Raw genomic sequence first — 15,955 nt, forward strand, 5'->3', positions numbered from 1 at the left:
GCGTGCAGGTCGAGGTCTCGTTGTTATTCGTTAGCCGTTCTGTTTTAAGAAACTGCCAGTTAATCGTTAACGGGTTAAGTCAGTAACTTAACTGTGACGTATTAATCGGCGGCTAGAGTATTAAGTCTACAAAACTACCACAAAAAAGGGCGCATGTGCGCCCCTCCTTTAGCCTAACTTTGACTTAACTTGTGCCTAACTTTGCCTAACATGTCATCGCGTCGATCTAAGCTACGTGCATCACCGCAAACCCTATAAGACTTTGTTGCCGTTACCCGCATTTAAAAACAGCTGATAGGCAGGACTTTGGGTTTCCTCTTGATAGACGAAACCCAACTCAGTTAAAAACTGTTGGAACGGCAAAGCATCACTCGCGGGCACTTCAAACCCAGCCAGCACTCGGCCAAAGGCCGCGCCGTGGTTGCGATAATGGAACAGACTAATGTTCCATTTGCTCTGCAAGGTAGTTAAAAACTTCAGCAGCGCACCGGGATGTTCAGGGAATTCGAAGCTAAACAAACGCTCTTCTAAAGGTTCAGGTGGATGACCGCCGACCATGTAGCGCACATGCAATTTCGCGGTTTCATCGCCGGATAAATCCTGCACTTCAAAATCGTTAGCCTCTAAGGTAGCGATGATTTGTTCAAGCTCGCCTTGGCCTCGGCTTAAGCGAATGCCAGCAAACACCACGGCCAGATCGCGACTACTGAAACGATAGTTGAACTCTGTCATCACCCGCTTATCGAGTAACTCACAGAATTTTAAGAAACTTCCCGGACGTTCAGGGACTTTCACTGCCAATACTGCTTCTTTTTGCTCACCGAGTTCGCAGCGTTCCGACACATAACGCAGACTGTGGAAATTCACATTCGCACCACTCAAAATTGCGGCGACTTTCTCGCCTTTACCGCTGTCGCCACTCGCATTAGCGCTGACATATTTTTTAAGCCCAGCTAAGGACAAAGCCCCAGCCGGTTCAGCAATCGCACGGGTATCTTCGAAGATATCTTTCACCGCAGCGCAGATTTCATCCGAGGTGACGGTGACCACTTCATCAACATACAGTTTGGCGACTCGAAATGGCTCAGTGCCGATACGCTTTACCGCCACACCGTCGGCAAATAAACCGACTTGCGCCAGTGTCACCGGCTCGCCCGCTTCCATCGCCGCCTTTAAACAAGCGGCGTCTTCGGGCTCGACACCGACAATTTTCACCTGCGGCATCACCGCCTTGTAATAGGCTGCAATACCCGCGATTAAACCGCCGCCGCCCACGGGCACAAATACCACTTCAAGATCGCGCTGCTGCTGCAACATCTCTTGGGCAATGGTGCCTTGACCTGCGATCACCGCTTCATCATCGAAGGGCGCGATATAGACTCGGCCCTCTTCTTTAGCCATCGCCATCGCAAAGCCATTGGCTTGATCAAAAGCTTGGCCGTGCAATACCACGTTGCCCCCTAAACGGCGCACCGCATCGACTTTGATATCGGGCGTTGTCTCGGGCATCACAATCACAGCATCCACACCGCGACTCGCCGCCGACATCGCCACACCCTGAGCATGATTGCCTGCCGAAGCACACACCACACCGCGTTGACATTCTTCTTTCGTCAGCTGGGCGATACGGTTATAGGCACCGCGTAACTTGAAGGAATGCACTGGCTGCATATCTTCGCGCTTCAAAAATACCTGACAACCTAAACGCGCCGATAACTTGTTCATGCTTGAAAGCGGCGTCACTTTCGCTATGTCATACACAGATGACAACAGGATTTTTTGCAGATAGCTTTGTGCCAACTGAAAATGTGCTAAATCCGTCCGAGCTTGCGATGCAAGTGGCAACATATTAGTCCTCCAGTTTACTGCGATCGCGCACCGCGCCCTTGTCGGCACTGGTGGCGAGCATGGCGTAGGCCTTAAGCGCGAGTGATACATAACGTTGGCGACCTATAGGTTTCCACGCCATTGGGCCAAGACTGTGCATTTTTTCGCGGCGAGCATTGAGTTCAACATCGCTTATCGCCAGCTTGATGCTGCGCTTGGGGATATCGATTTCGATGCGATCACCATTTTCAATCAAGGCGATTGTGCCACCCGCAGCCGCTTCGGGTGAAACGTGACCGATAGATAAACCTGAAGTGCCACCTGAGAAACGACCGTCGGTGATCAGCGCACAGGCCTTGCCTAAGCCACGAGATTTTAAGTAACTGGTTGGGTACAACATTTCTTGCATACCCGGGCCGCCTTTCGGGCCTTCATAACGGATAACAACCACATCACCCGCCACCACTTCGCCGCCTAAGATACCCGCCACGGCGTCATCTTGGCTTTCATAGACGCGCGCCGAGCCAACAAAGGTCAGATTCGATTCATCCACGCCCGCCGTTTTAACGATACAACCGTTCTCGGCCACGTTGCCCGACAATACGGCAAGGCCACCTTCTTGGCTGAAAGCAAACTCACGGCTACGGATACAGCCTTCTTGTCTGTCGTTATCCAGTGACGGCCAGCGACAATCTTGGCTAAAGGCTTTAGTGGTCGGAATACCCGCAGGCCCCGCCATAAAGAAATGTTTTACTTTTTCATCTTGCGTCTGCATCACATCGTACTGGGCCAATACCGATTTCAAGGTCCCGCTGCCCGGCGTGCCGTCATTATCGGCCGCCACATGGAACACATCGGTATGCAGTAATCCGGCTCTGTCGAGTTCGCCTAAAATCCCCATCACGCCGCCCGCACGGTGCACGTCTTCCATATGGTATTTAGGCGTCGATGGCGCAACCTTACAAAGGTGCGGCACAAGGCGCGACATACGGTCGATATCCGCCATGGTAAAATCAACATCGGCTTCCTGCGCGGCGGCCAATAAATGCAATACGGTGTTAGATGAACCGCCCATGGCGATATCTAAGGTCATGGCATTTTCGAAGGCTTTAAAGTTCGCGATATTACGTGGTAATGCTGATTCATCATCTTGATGATAATAACGTTTTGCCAGCGCCATCACGCGGCGGCCCGCTTCTAAAAACAGCTCGCGGCGATCGGCGTGGGTTGCCAGCATAGAGCCGTTACCCGGCAGCGATAATCCTAGCGCTTCGGTTAAACAGTTCATTGAGTTGGCGGTAAACATACCAGAGCAAGAACCGCAGGTTGGGCACGCGCTACGCTCGATTTTGGCACTGTCTTCATCGCTCACGTTCGAGTCGGCGCCCGCCACCATAGCATCGACTAAATCGAGTTTGATGAGTTTATCCGACAACTTAGTTTTACCCGCTTCCATCGGTCCACCAGACACAAACACTACGGGAATATTGAGGCGCAGCGCCGCCATCAACATGCCGGGGGTGATCTTGTCGCAGTTGGAGATACACACTAAGGCATCGGCGCAGTGGGCGTTAACCATGTATTCCACACTGTCGGCGATAAGTTCACGCGATGGCAGACTGTAAAGCATGCCGCCGTGGCCCATGGCGATACCGTCATCGACTGCAATGGTATTGAATTCTTTTGCGATACCGCCCGCTTCTTCAATGGCGCTCGCGACGAGTGAGCCCATATCTTTTAAGTGCACGTGGCCCGGTACAAACTGAGTAAAGGAGTTAGCAATAGCGATAATTGGCTTACCAAAATCATTGTCTTTCACCCCTGTGGCGCGCCATAACGCACGTGCACCCGCCATATTGCGGCCTTCGGTACTGGTAGCTGATCGTAACTTTGGCATTGACTGTATCCTTTATCTCAAATCGAAAATCGTATTCTTAATTCACATGGCGAATGCTGCACGTGCTGCATTCCCCTCAATATCTGGCACTCATAGTCACTCAACATCAGGGACTAAAATGCACCTAAGCAAGGCCTTAAGCATTCACCGTTTGTTGCAAGCTCAGCGGTAACAATACCTTACATTGAGTCACATCAATCAGTTTATTCAGCTGATTACTTAACAGTTCGATGGCACGTTCGCTATCGACTTCCATATCCAGCGACAGGCTCGCATCGTCATTCATGCGCATCTGCATTTGGGTAATCGTAAAACCACGGTGGCGAGTCACGCGCAAAACACGCTCAAGCACTTCGGGGCGTTGTTGAACCGTTAATTCCAGAGAGTGGATCATGTTTGTTTCTCCATTTCGTCCATCATATCGCTGTTTGATGCGCCGGGGGGCACCAGTGGCCAAACGTTAAAAGCATCGTCGATTGCAACGTGTAATAAATACGGGCCCTTAGCCGCTAACATTTCGGTTAAGGCTTCTTCCACTTCGTCGGAAGAGAAAATCGTGCGGCCGGGGATATCAAAGGCGGAGGCCAATAAAACAAAATCTGGGTTATCGGATAAATCCGTTTCACTGTAGCGCTCTTCAAAAAATAGCTGTTGCCACTGTTTCACCATGCCAAGCTTTTGGTTATCAACCAGCACGATTTTCACTGGCAGCTTGCGGCGTTTGATGGTGGTCAGTTCCTGCACATTCATCATAAAAGAACCATCGCCAGACACAGTCACTACAGTGGCATCGGGACGCGCCACTTGCGCACCAATGGCGGCGGGTAAGCCAAAGCCCATAGTGCCTAAGCCCGCGCTGGACAGATGATCTTCTGGACGGCGGAACCACATATGCTGGGCCACCCACATTTGATGCTGACCCACATCGCAGCACACTACGCTGTCTTCGGGTAATTTATTGGCTAAGCGGCGCAGCAGCGCAGGCGCATAGATCAAACTACCGGGGTGTTGATAATCCCATTGATGCTTACGGGATAAATGCTCCACCTCGGTCTGCCAAGGTGTGATGTTTATCGGCATGGCTAAGGCGGGTAGGATTTGGCGTAAGTCACCGGCGATCGCCACCTCAGGCATACGCAGTTTGCCCAGTTCGGCGGCGTCGATATCTAAATGGATCACTTTGGCCTTGTCGGCAAAGCTCGCTAAACGGCCAGTGACTCGGTCGTCGAAACGGGCACCCACCACGATCAGCAAATCGCAATCCTGTACCGCTAAATTAGCGGCCTTGCCGCCATGCATGCCTAACATGCCTAAGTAACCTGGTGTGCCGTGGGCGATACTGCCCAGCCCTTTCAAGGTCGCGACCGAAGGTATGCCCGTTACTTTAATAAACTCACGCAGTTGATCGACCGCGCCCGCCATGCCGACACCACCGCCGACATACAACATAGGCTGTTTAGCCTCAGCCAACAGTGCACGGGCAGCGTCGATATCACTCATTTCGGCTTGGGGTTCGTTCATCACAGCCAGCAAAGGGGTGCGATATTCCAATTGGGCGATTTGGATATCCTTCGGGATATCCACCAGCACAGGGCCAGGGCGACCGGATGCAGCGATTTCGAAGGCTTGATACAAGGTTGGGATCAGCTCGTTGACGTCTGTCACCATAAAACTGTGCTTAGTGCAGCTCAGTGACATGCCCAGCACGTCGATTTCTTGAAAGGCGTCGGTGCCGATAACGGCGGTAGAAACTTGGCCTGTGATGGCCACCATAGGCACAGAATCTAACAGGGCATCGGCTAAGGAAGTGATCAGGTTAGTCGCGCCAGGGCCTGAGGTCGCAAAGCACACGCCAGTTTTACCGCTGGCTCTGGCGTATCCTACGGCGGCAAAGGCGGCGCCTTGTTCGTGACGGCTGAGCAGATGTTCGACAGGGCTGCCATAGAGGGCATCGTAGATTGGCATAATGGCACCACCTGGGTAACCAAACACTGTGGTGACTCCATGTGCTGCTAACACTTTAATTACCGCGTCTGCGCCTCTGATCATCTGCCCTGGTTCCATATTCTCTCTCGCTACGTTAGTCCTGAATTGCTGAAAATCGACGCTAATTTTTTACTCTTTCGAAGCTTAGGACCTTGCTCTAGGCCCTAAAACGAAGAACCCCCCGGTCCTTTCGGAGCGGGGGGTTCTTTCGAAACTTCTAACCTTTTAGGTCTATCAGTTCGCCATGCGCCGCCCCCGCTGTGATTTAATAATCACGACGGTAATAATCACGAGAATGAGCTTGGCAGCTTGGTTAAACATCAATATGGATTCCTAATCGGTGTTTCTAAAATTGGGATATTGCATTAAAGTTAGTTTCGCTTTGGACTTTGCCCTACCGCGAGCTATTAGCTTTACCATAAAGCGACAGCCAAACACAATAAAAAATATCTTTTGTCAAAAAAAATTCAGCTTCCCTGCCGAGACAATGCAAAACAACAAAGTAAAACGTTAACTGTTGATCCTCAGTCGGCGCGATTCACCTACCGCAGGATTCATTCACTGAACGCACATTCACCATCGAACGCTCACTGAAGATTCACTCACTAACTCTTCACTCACTAACAATGTCGTTTTTGCCCGCTCGACAACCCACTGAACAGGAAAAAATTTGTTTCTCACTAACTGATTTATCACTAAGCTGATTCATCACTAAGCAAACTCAAGATGCGCGTTTCAGTCTCTGAGGTTGCTTGGGAACTGAACTGAGACCCAAGTCCTTTGAGTCTCAACCCTCTCCCCCAATGTTTGGCTTAATTAACGCTCAATTAAGCCTCAACAATGCTCTTCATATCAGTCATGTAACCGCGAAGTTCAGCGCCAACATATTCCACTGCTGTTTCACGAATCGCTTCGTTAACTGCGATTAGCGTTAGGTTGTCGACACCGGTTGCGCTGTCTTTCAGGCCAGCACCTAAATACTCAGGTGACATGGCATTAACGTAATCGCGCAGCATAGGCACGGCGGCGTGATTGAACAGGTAGCAACCGTATTCGGCCGTGTCTGAAATCACCACGTTCATTTCGTACAAACGCTTACGGGCAATCGTGTTGGCGATAAGTGGGGTTTCGTGCAGTGACTCGTAATAAGCCGACTCTTCCACGATACCCGCAGACACCATAGTGTCGAACGCCAGTTCCACACCCGCTTTGATCATAGCGACAAGGAAAATACCTTTATCGAAATAGGTTTGTTCGTCGATATGCTCGCTCGATACGGGTGCATTTTCGAAACCTGTTTCGCCAGTTTCGGCTCTCCAACGAAGTAGGTTCGCATCATCGTTCGCCCAGTCTTCCATCATAGTGCGAGAGAATTCGCCGCTGATGATGTCATCCATGTGCTTTTCAAATAATGGCTGGAGGATTTCTTTTAAATCTTCTGCAATTTCAAATGCTTTAATCTTGGCTGGATTAGACAAACGGTCCATCATGTTAGTGATGCCGCCGTGTTTCAACGCTTCAGTGACCGTTTCCCAACCTTGCTGGATAAGCTTGGCCGCGTAGCCTGGTTCAACACCATCGGCGATCATTTTCTCGTAACCTAAGATGGCACCCGTCTGCAACATACCGCACAGAATGGTCTGCTCGCCCATTAGATCCGACTTCACTTCGGCGATGAAAGACGACAGTAAAACACCAGCTCTGTCGCCACCCGTTGCGCTAGCGTAGGCTTTAGCAATCTCTAAGCCGTCACCGTCCGGATCATTTTCTGGGTGAACCGCTATAAGGGTAGGTACACCAAAACCACGTTTGTATTCTTCACGCACTTCAGTGCCAGGGCACTTAGGCGCAACCATCACCACAGTGATATCGGGACGAACTTGCATGCCCTCTTCAACAATGTTGAAGCCGTGTGAGTAAGACAAGGTAGAACCTTGCTTCATCAGTGGCATAACCGCGTTAACCACGTTGGAATGCTGTTTGTCCGGCGTCAGGTTAAGCACCAGATCCGCCGCGGGGATTAATTCTTCAAACGTACCGACACGGAAACCGTTGTCAGTCGCTTTTTGCCATGAGGCACGTTTCTGTTCAATCGCTTCAGGACGCAGGGCAAAAGAGATATTCAGACCCGAATCACGCATGTTCAAGCCTTGGTTAAGACCTTGAGCACCACAACCTAAAATAACAATATTCCAATCTTTGATATAGTTACAGCCGTCGCTAAACTCAGAACGATCCATGAAACGACATTGGCCAAGCTGTGCTAATTGTTGACGTAAATTCAGAGAGTTAAAATAGTTAGCCATCTGATATACCACCTATAAGTCAGAAATTTTGGACGCAACCAAACTAACATAATGTTACGGCTTGGTTGTGATTGAAATCACTATAACCCATGCTTATCATTGCTTAAAATGATATATTCGGAACTTCATATTGCATTCTGCGCAACGTCAACTGCAATCATGAGCAGTAACATCGGCGCCAATATGCGGTCCCCAATCACGCCATCACTCAAGCCAAGGCTCAAGTTCAGACTAAACAGGATAAGATCATGGATATTCGTACCCTCAAATTGTACCTGCACTTATGTGACAGTTTGCACTTCGCCAAGACAGCGGAGCAGATGCATGTGAGCCCATCGACCTTAAGCCGAGCCCTGCAAAGATTAGAAGAGGAAGTGAACGCTAAGCTGTTAGAGCGGGATAATCGCAGCGTGACCTTAACCCACGCAGGACACGAATTTAAACGGTTCGCCGAGCAGACCTTGAACCATTGGAGCACGCTCAAGCACAGTATCGATCTCAAGCAGGATGTGCTGCGCGGTCGGTTAAATCTGTATTGCTCGGTCACCGCTGCCTACAGTCATTTACCGGGTTTATTGGATTTATTCCGCCAAGAACATCCCTTCGTCGAAATCGCCTTAACCACGGGAGATGCGGCGAACGCGCTGGCAGAAGTGCAGCAGAATCGCGCCGATATCGCCATCGCCGCCCTGCCCGATCCGTTTCCCAGCAGCTTACACTTTGCCAAAATAGACGATGTGCCGCTATCGATTATCGCCCCGACCATACGTTGCGCGGTGCAGCAGCAAATTTCCCAAACGCCCATCGATTGGTCGAGCGTGCCCTTTATTATTCCCGACCATGGCCCCGGACGTCGCCGCGCCGATAACTGGTTCAAACAAATGGGCATCAGCCCAAATATTTACGCCCAAGTGTCAGGCCAAGAAGCGATCGCCTCTATGGTGGCGTTAGGCTGCGGCGTGAGCATGAGCCCAGAAGTGGTAATCAATAACAGCCCAGTGCGGGATCGCATTCAGCTGCTCTCGTCGCCGGTTGCGATTCCACCGTTCGAGTTAGGGTGCTGCTGCAAAGTAAAACGGCTCGACGATCCCATCGTTAATGCATTTTTGGATGTGATTTAAACATCCGGTGAGTTGAGCTTATCGATAGGATCGATGCGCGTAACCAATAGCTGATCGACCTTGTAAGAATCGATATCGACCACCTCAAATTTATAGCCCGCATAGTTCACGAAATCCGTACGCTTAGGGATTTTACGCAGCATATACATCATAAAACCGGCAATAGTTTCGTAGTTCTGATTGTGCGGGAATTCTTCGATGCCGAAGGCGCGCATCACGTCAGTAATAGGTGTTACCCCATCTACTAACCAAGAGTTGCTATCACGGGCGATGATCTGCTCTTCGCTCTCGTGCAATGACCAAGCACCCATTACCGCGCGCTGCAAATCGTTGGTCGTAACAATCCCGACCACTAAGGCATATTCGTTCATGACCACGGCAAAATCGGCGCGACTATTCTTAAAGTATTCCATTGCCTCAGATAGGCTCAAAGTATCAGGAATTATCAGCGAAGTGTGGACTAAGTTACTGCCTTTTAAGGTAATATTCTCACCGTTAATCACTCGGATCAGCAGCTCTTTTGCATCCACAAAACCTTTGATCATATCTAACTGACCATCGCAGACGAGGAACTTAGTGTGGGGATCTTCAGAAATCTTACGCTTGATATCTTCTTCGCTATCTTGCAGTAAAAAGTACACTAAGCTTTCACGGGCCGTCATGGCAGAAGTCACAGAAACGGTTTGCATTTCAAACACATTTTCCATCATCTGTTGATCACCGCGATCTAACACCCCAGCTTCGGCGCCCGCATTCATCACGGCATAAATGTCGTCAGAGGTGATGGCATCGTTACGCACGGTTGGGATTTGCAGCAGTTTAAAGATGCCGCTCGCCATGCCATTGAAAAACCACACTAATGGACGCAGTAGCACGATACAGAAAGACATAGGCCCAACAACGGCCAACGCGACAGGCTCAGGCATCGCCATGGCAATGCGTTTTGGCATCAAATCGGCCACCAGAATAAAGGCACTGGTGACGACAATAAAGGATAAAACAAAGCTCATTTGGCTCAACCAAGGCTCGGTCAGCAAAGGCGACAGTAATTCATAGAAATAAGGCCGAAATGCCGACTCACCGACGATACCACCCATGATGGCAACGGCATTAAGACCGATTTGTACCACAGTAAAAAAACTGCCGGGAACGGCTTGTAACTGCAGCACTTTTTCGGCACGGGCATCGCCCTCATCGGCCAACTGACGTAAACGGATTTTACGTGAAGCGGCAAGTGCAATTTCTGACATAGAGAAGAAACAACTCGCGCCGATTAGGCACAAAATAATCATCACGTTATCAAACAGACTCATGTAACACCTTTCATTTAACACTGGACTAACTAGGACCAACCCGCGCTTTATTGCTCGCGTGTCAGCTGAATAAAATATTCTCATGCCGAATACCAAGTTTACTTAGTTCGACAAAAGTTCAACGAGGTAAATTAATTGTTGCCGCTTTGCTACACTCATTAAAAGATACGAGAGGTTTCAATCTCATGATACGTTTATTATATCTGCTCATTTTTAACCTATGCGTGACTCTGCTCTCGCTGCCCGCATATGGCACAGCTGCACATCCAAGTTCGAAATTACGCTTCTGTGTCGAAGACACAGAATACCCACCATTCAATTATTTTGTGCGACTAAATGGCATGAAAACTACCGAACTTGGCGGCTATGATATTGATTTACTAGCACGTACATTTAAGCCCATAGGAATTAACTATGAAGTGGTGGCATTACCTTGGCGACGTTGTTTAAAAGACGTGTTGGATGGCAATATCGATGGCGCTATGAGCGCATCGCTAGATCCACAACGTATGAGAGATTATATCCCATCTGATGCTTATTATTACCTCACCCCGAGTTATTTTTATCTTAAGGCCGATTTTGGCCCGCAATTTCATGTAGATGATATCAATCAGCTCGCGAAATTTGGTACCGTCTGCGGGATTAATGGCTTTAATTACACCAACTTTGGCTGGAGAAAAGACACACCAATTAGTGAAATTAGCTCGTTACGGATTTTGCCCCAAATGCTTATCAAGCATAGGTGTCATTTTTTTCTCGCAAGGAGACAGATTATAGCAGGTACACTTGCACTGAATCATGATGGGCCTATGCCCAGCTCATTAACTTCAAACCCTTCGCCTACGAATCTACAGGAGCCTTTTTACATGTTGATTTCGAAACGCTCTCCTGAAAGTGCACTAATTAAAAAAGAGTTTAACTATAGAGTTAAGCAGTTACGTGATACTAAGCAGTTGGTAGTTCTATACCAGGCTCATCTACAAAAATTAGTTAACCAGGATGATAAGCGCAAAAAATAGGGAGGGAGAGCAGCTTATAAGCTCTTGACACTGACCTTGTGGTTAGTCGCTTCTCATAACGGGTTAACTCCTAAATTTAGCGGCTCATTTAGTAAACTAGAAAAAACTTACTCAATACGTCCTTGTGTTACATGCCTCAACCTCAACTCTATTGCGACCTTTATCCTTAGCGCGATAGAGGCAAACATCGGCGCGGCGTAACACGTCGGCCATCTTAAGCCCCGAGACCTTATCTAATGGCAAAAACACGCTGCCAATACTAATCGTCACCACAGCCAACGGCGATGCTTGATGGGGAATATTGAGTTGCTCGACGAGATAACACAGCTGCGTGGCAATGGCCGTTAACTGTGCCGGCGTTACGTGCTCAACAACTAAGGCAAACTCTTCGCCCCCGATGCGCGCCAACAAAGCATTGTGCGGCAGGATATCGCACTGCGCTAAGGCATCCGCCACGCGTTTAAGCACGACATCGCCTTCGAGATGACCGTAAGTGTCATTGTAGGATTTGAAATAATCGACGTCCAACATAAACAGTCCCGCAGGGATATCCGCTTGCAGCACGGCTTCTAATCTTTCGGTAAAGGGGCGTCTATTGGCTAAGCCCGTTAACTCATCGGTTTCGGCCATTTCTTTCAATTGAGTATTGGCAGAAACCAGCGCTTGTTGCAGCACTATCATCTGCCGCTCTTTTTGCTCGCGCAGCAGTAACTCGTTCAATGCGGAGGCAAACTGAGTCAGCATATTTTTTTTCTGGGCGTTCCAATTCAAGGGCCGCGACACCGTCGACAGCGAGAGTAATCCCAATAACTCTCCGGCATTTTTAATCGCAAAGGCAGCAATAGAGCAAATGCCCACGGATTTCATCACCTCATATTCCTGCGGTGACAATGCTTTTAACGCCTCAAGATCCTCAATCACTAAGGTCGATTCAGTTTCGAATTTTTTAGCAAGCTGAGTAATGTTGTCCACCGAAATCCCTTGGACCTTGTTAGCATGTAAATCGCTGGTCCAAAAACTGCGGTAATAGGCATGCTGTTGATTAAATTCGAGAATACTCACCCTTTCAACATCAAACAACTGACCGATTTTGTGGCACACCTCAGTTAAGGTTTTATCTACATTGCAGGTGTCGATACTCAAAAATTGCAACGAAATCTCTGCCAGTAATTGATTCGACTGCGACTGCCAATCCAGTTCTTTGGTCCGCTCTTTCACTAAGTCTGACAATAAATGCTGCTGTTGCTGTAACGCACGTTGATGGCGTTTATTGATAGCGAGGTCGTTGCGTATCCTTTGATACATGGCCTTAAGCGACAATGCCACATGGGCAATCTCGTCAGGACTGGCGGTCACCGTCTCGGGCACAGATAACTTTTTTAGGGATTTTAGATTGATTTTATTAGTAAAATCTTCCAATGCCGACAATCTATCCGTCACCATGAGTCGCACTAAGGTCAAGATCAAATAGATCATCAGCAGGGTCTTTAAGCCATTGCCGAGCACAATAAAAATCAACTGCCGCCACAGCTCGTAGTAAAGCTGGTTGGTGTCTAAGCCTACGGTTAAGGTTGCGATCAGCTGATCTTGATAAGTCACAGGATAATGAAACAGGGTTTGCGACTCGTCGTCGGTTAAAAGCGGTTTACCCAGCTGCATAGTGACACCGTCGATACTGTCTAAATGCACGCTCGACACTAACGGCATCATTCCTAAACCAGAGAGCAAATCAGATAGCAGGCTGCGGTCAACGTCCCACAGCGACTTCGCCACGCTCGGCAGAATAGATTCTGAATACTCGCGGATATCCGACGTGGCATTGTCGATACTATCCTGATAGTTCCAAATCAACTGCACCAGCATAGTTAACACTGCAAAAAATGAGCTCACCCCGATAATGGTCAGCGTCATCTTATGGCTAATAGAATGATTTCGATGCTTCATGTACACCCGTTATTACGCCTTGAAGGGCAACTTATTCAAAATCTGAGACTGGAAAATCTGTGGCCAATCCCGAGCAACTAACATTTGATAAAATGCCGAATCAGGCAGTAAAACGCCGAACAAGGTGACATTGTCATAGGGAATATAGTGCTTATGCTGCTGATAATATTTCAACTCGACCAAAGCTAACGCGCCAGCCATAAAGTGCCCGCCACCAATAATGCTCACCGCGTGTTGGCGACAAAGCTGTAAAATCTCAGGTGACGTATTGATCGTACTGACAAATACATCTTTACCCGAGACTAAGCCTTTTTCCTTCAATGCTTTAAGCACTCCAATCGCCATACGATCACTGGCGGTCCAAATCACGTTTAGATCGGGATAACGGTTCAGCAGAGTGAGCGCTTGACCATAAGCTACTGCGTCACTCCATTGGCCATAAACCGTTTGAGTCAGAGTGGCATTGGGCTGCATAAAGAAATAATCGCTGGCACCTTGGGTACGTAGCACTGAAGCAGGCGTCGACTTATCGCCCGAAATCAACAAAACTTTAGCCTGCTTTCCCTCTAAGTCGTCCATTAAGCCTTTAGCGGTCGCCGAACCTATAGCGTAATTATCGGGAATAATGGCGGGTAATAGATATTCTTGCCAATGGGGATCTTGCAGTAAAACATCACGTTCGCCGATAGAGATATCGTTTAAAATCAATTGCACATAGATGGGATGGGAGTAAAGCGCTTGCAGCATTTTTATCGCGGATTGTTTTTCATTAACCAGAATAACGTAATTGGGCAGTACTTTTGCGGAAGCTAACAACTCATCGAGTTGGGTGATCATCTTGAAATGATTGCGATCGGAATGAATGATTTCGAGCTTAATATCGAGTGTCGTCGATGCCTCCAGCATCAATTGGTCGACGTCCCCCCAAAAACTGTCATCGACAGCCCCCGGATTAAAAAATACAACATCGAGTTTTGCCCAAGCCGCCCCACCAAAACCCGCAGTACAGATAAACACACACGCTAACATCCACGAACGCATAGGCGAGTTCTCCTCGACCATGTTCCCTCAAATGTCATCCTTCACAAGAGGTCACTTTATTATTATCGATTCACAACCTTGTTACCGCATCGCCGCCCAAAATGTTGCTAAAACCAGCAGCAGATGTTTCGATTAAACCACAAAATGATACAAAGTATACTTTATATGCTGACTATTTATTCCGACACCCTGTCTGTATAAAGAAATCGCGTGGATCCGTAGCAGAATATTTATGAGTCGTTGCTGACTCTCTTATGGGTCAGTTTTGTGGCCTAAGGTCGTGGGTCTTCAACCCACACCCGACCAAGGAGGACTGCTCGTCCTATCCTCCTTGGATTCTCCAAGACGCCCCCTACGGAGTTGAAAGCCCCTTGTACTCATTGCCAAACTTGCTATCTCTTCCGAAGGATGCGTCCCTGCACCTGCGAAAGCTAGTTCGCCATCCATGGCGAGACTCACGCAATTTGTCATTTCGCCCTGCGGCAACTCCGAGGGGGTCGCGTATTCTGCATCTTTAACGTTGTGACCAGTAATTAGAGCTTAAAAGAAGTATTTTCCAATTTTATTTATAGAAAAAGTAAAATATTAGTCTTGCTAGAATGGCACAGACTATAGACTCTCTCACTTTATACACGCTTGATTCTCCTTTCTTTAAAGCCTAGATTATCCTCACCTATTGCTATATTAAACACCGAGAGGATTGATGCTGGTATAGCATCAAAATATTGGCTGACATTTAGAATGTGCTGCTGTTTAAATACCAATCAACAAATGATTTAAACAACTAAAAACTGGTAGGATAACCAAATGGATTCAAAGGATTTAATACCTATTTTACTGTCTTCGGCAGCGCTAGTGTTTTCTATTTTAACTTGGTATTTCGCTTATTTTCATCGACGAACAAAAGCGATACTTTGTTACGTTAGTCGTGAATTTGGTGGTGGTGTTAATGACGCGTCAATGACAAGAGAGCTTACCTACTCCTTTAGTAATACGGGCGAACAAAGCTTATATGTAAAGGGAGTATCTGTATTAGTTGGAGACTCTCCACTTGGTCCACTAAGGCATTCATCTTCATATGATGTAATTAAAGTAAATAAAGTTCATCCGTTTATTGTTAGCCCTGGGCAGATAGAGACTTTTACATTAATACATGACAACAATGATGAACGGCTTCCTGAAAATGAAGATAACGAAAAATTTACAATAGTGCATTTAGAAGTTATATCTGCCAATGGTGTCAGATATGAAATGTCTCATGACATCTCGAAATTAGGTCCTATAGGCCCAGAAGCTAAAAACAGAATATGGAAAAGTATTTCACTTGGAAAATGCCGCTACAATTCATAACTAAAGATAAAAAGCTATAAATTCAAAATAATAGAATTATAACAGACATATCCCCCTGTGACAGAATATTGAAATATGCATACTTTATGAGCACAAACTCATCACTGTAGCAAAGTTCACCATTCCCTGCGAAGTTGCTGCGGGGCGTTGG

At 47.8% G+C, this 15,955-nt stretch carries 11 protein-coding genes; 3 read left to right on the forward strand and 8 right to left on the reverse strand.

Going from position 1 to position 15,955, the window contains the following annotated elements; genetic code table 11:
• Positions 1–252: 252 nt before the first annotated feature.
• From ilvA to ilvC, 5 genes are all read right to left on the reverse strand, one after another.
• Entirely contained in the window at positions 253–1,848 is a 1,596-nt protein-coding gene (gene ilvA, locus AC5YB3_RS09875) for a threonine ammonia-lyase, biosynthetic (protein ID WP_259521889.1), read from the reverse strand.
• 1 nt (position 1,849) lies between these two features.
• Entirely contained in the window at positions 1,850–3,724 is a 1,875-nt protein-coding gene (gene ilvD / locus AC5YB3_RS09880) for a dihydroxy-acid dehydratase (protein WP_494527032.1), read from the reverse strand.
• A 136-nt stretch (positions 3,725–3,860) separates the two neighbouring features.
• Positions 3,861–4,118, reverse strand: coding sequence for an acetolactate synthase 2 small subunit (gene ilvM / locus AC5YB3_RS09885; RefSeq protein WP_494527033.1), 258 nt, complete (start codon positions 4,116–4,118; stop codon positions 3,861–3,863).
• Positions 4,115–5,788 carry an acetolactate synthase 2 catalytic subunit gene (gene ilvG, locus AC5YB3_RS09890; protein WP_494527034.1) on the reverse strand — a complete coding sequence of 558 codons (1,674 nt, stop codon included), beginning with the start codon at positions 5,786–5,788 and terminating at the stop codon, positions 4,115–4,117. The genes ilvM and ilvG overlap by 4 nt, the downstream gene beginning before the upstream one ends.
• A gap of 749 nt (positions 5,789–6,537) precedes the next feature.
• On the reverse strand, positions 6,538–8,016 hold the full coding sequence (gene ilvC, locus AC5YB3_RS09895; protein ID WP_311990724.1) for a ketol-acid reductoisomerase: 1,479 nt from the start codon (positions 8,014–8,016) through the stop codon (positions 6,538–6,540).
• 248 nt (positions 8,017–8,264) lie between these two features.
• On the opposite strand from ilvC, the gene ilvY reads away from it, so the two are divergent.
• Positions 8,265–9,137 carry an HTH-type transcriptional activator IlvY gene (gene ilvY / locus AC5YB3_RS09900; protein WP_006083462.1) on the forward strand — a complete coding sequence of 291 codons (873 nt, stop codon included), beginning with the start codon at positions 8,265–8,267 and terminating at the stop codon, positions 9,135–9,137.
• On the opposite strand, the gene paeA is transcribed toward ilvY, so the two are convergent.
• Positions 9,134–10,450: a polyamine export protein PaeA gene (paeA, locus tag AC5YB3_RS09905; RefSeq protein ID WP_006083463.1), complete on the reverse strand. Its 1,317-nt coding sequence runs from the start codon at positions 10,448–10,450 to the stop codon at positions 9,134–9,136. The two genes, ilvY and paeA, sit on opposite strands and share 4 nt — an antisense overlap.
• A 185-nt stretch (positions 10,451–10,635) precedes the next feature.
• On the opposite strand from paeA, the gene AC5YB3_RS09910 reads away from it, so the two are divergent.
• On the forward strand, positions 10,636–11,469 hold the full coding sequence (locus tag AC5YB3_RS09910) for a substrate-binding periplasmic protein (protein WP_494527035.1): 834 nt from the start codon (positions 10,636–10,638) through the stop codon (positions 11,467–11,469).
• 111 nt (positions 11,470–11,580) lie between these two features.
• Here the strand turns inward: AC5YB3_RS09910 and AC5YB3_RS09915 are convergent, their stop codons facing one another.
• Both AC5YB3_RS09915 and AC5YB3_RS09920 read right to left on the reverse strand, forming a co-directional pair.
• Positions 11,581–13,380 (reverse strand): sensor domain-containing diguanylate cyclase, encoded by a 1,800-nt coding sequence (locus tag AC5YB3_RS09915; protein WP_494527180.1) that lies wholly within the window; start codon positions 13,378–13,380, stop codon positions 11,581–11,583.
• A 45-nt stretch (positions 13,381–13,425) separates the two neighbouring features.
• On the reverse strand, positions 13,426–14,454 hold the full coding sequence (locus AC5YB3_RS09920; RefSeq protein WP_494527036.1) for an ABC transporter substrate-binding protein: 1,029 nt from the start codon (positions 14,452–14,454) through the stop codon (positions 13,426–13,428).
• Positions 14,455–15,261: 807 nt separating this feature from the next.
• On the opposite strand from AC5YB3_RS09920, the gene AC5YB3_RS09925 reads away from it, so the two are divergent.
• Entirely contained in the window at positions 15,262–15,804 is a 543-nt protein-coding gene (locus AC5YB3_RS09925) for a hypothetical protein (RefSeq protein WP_432406919.1), read from the forward strand.
• Positions 15,805–15,955 lie beyond the last annotated feature (151 nt).

The organism is Shewanella sp. 1311, assembly GCF_059338235.1.

Coding starts and splice junctions, on each gene's coding strand:
- ilvA (WP_259521889.1), bottom strand. CDS start 1,848: ATGTTGCCACTTGCATCGCAAGCTCGGACGGATTTAGCACATTTTCAG.
- ilvD (WP_494527032.1), bottom strand. CDS start 3,724: ATGCCAAAGTTACGATCAGCTACCAGTACCGAAGGCCGCAATATGGCG.
- ilvM (WP_494527033.1), bottom strand. CDS start 4,118: ATGATCCACTCTCTGGAATTAACGGTTCAACAACGCCCCGAAGTGCTT.
- ilvG (WP_494527034.1), bottom strand. CDS start 5,788: ATGGAACCAGGGCAGATGATCAGAGGCGCAGACGCGGTAATTAAAGTG.
- ilvC (WP_311990724.1), bottom strand. CDS start 8,016: ATGGCTAACTATTTTAACTCTCTGAATTTACGTCAACAATTAGCACAG.
- ilvY (WP_006083462.1), top strand. CDS start 8,265: ATGGATATTCGTACCCTCAAATTGTACCTGCACTTATGTGACAGTTTG.
- paeA (WP_006083463.1), bottom strand. CDS start 10,450: ATGAGTCTGTTTGATAACGTGATGATTATTTTGTGCCTAATCGGCGCG.
- AC5YB3_RS09910 (WP_494527035.1), top strand. CDS start 10,636: ATGATACGTTTATTATATCTGCTCATTTTTAACCTATGCGTGACTCTG.
- AC5YB3_RS09915 (WP_494527180.1), bottom strand. CDS start 13,380: ATGACGCTGACCATTATCGGGGTGAGCTCATTTTTTGCAGTGTTAACT.
- AC5YB3_RS09920 (WP_494527036.1), bottom strand. CDS start 14,454: ATGCGTTCGTGGATGTTAGCGTGTGTGTTTATCTGTACTGCGGGTTTT.
- AC5YB3_RS09925 (WP_432406919.1), top strand. CDS start 15,262: ATGGATTCAAAGGATTTAATACCTATTTTACTGTCTTCGGCAGCGCTA.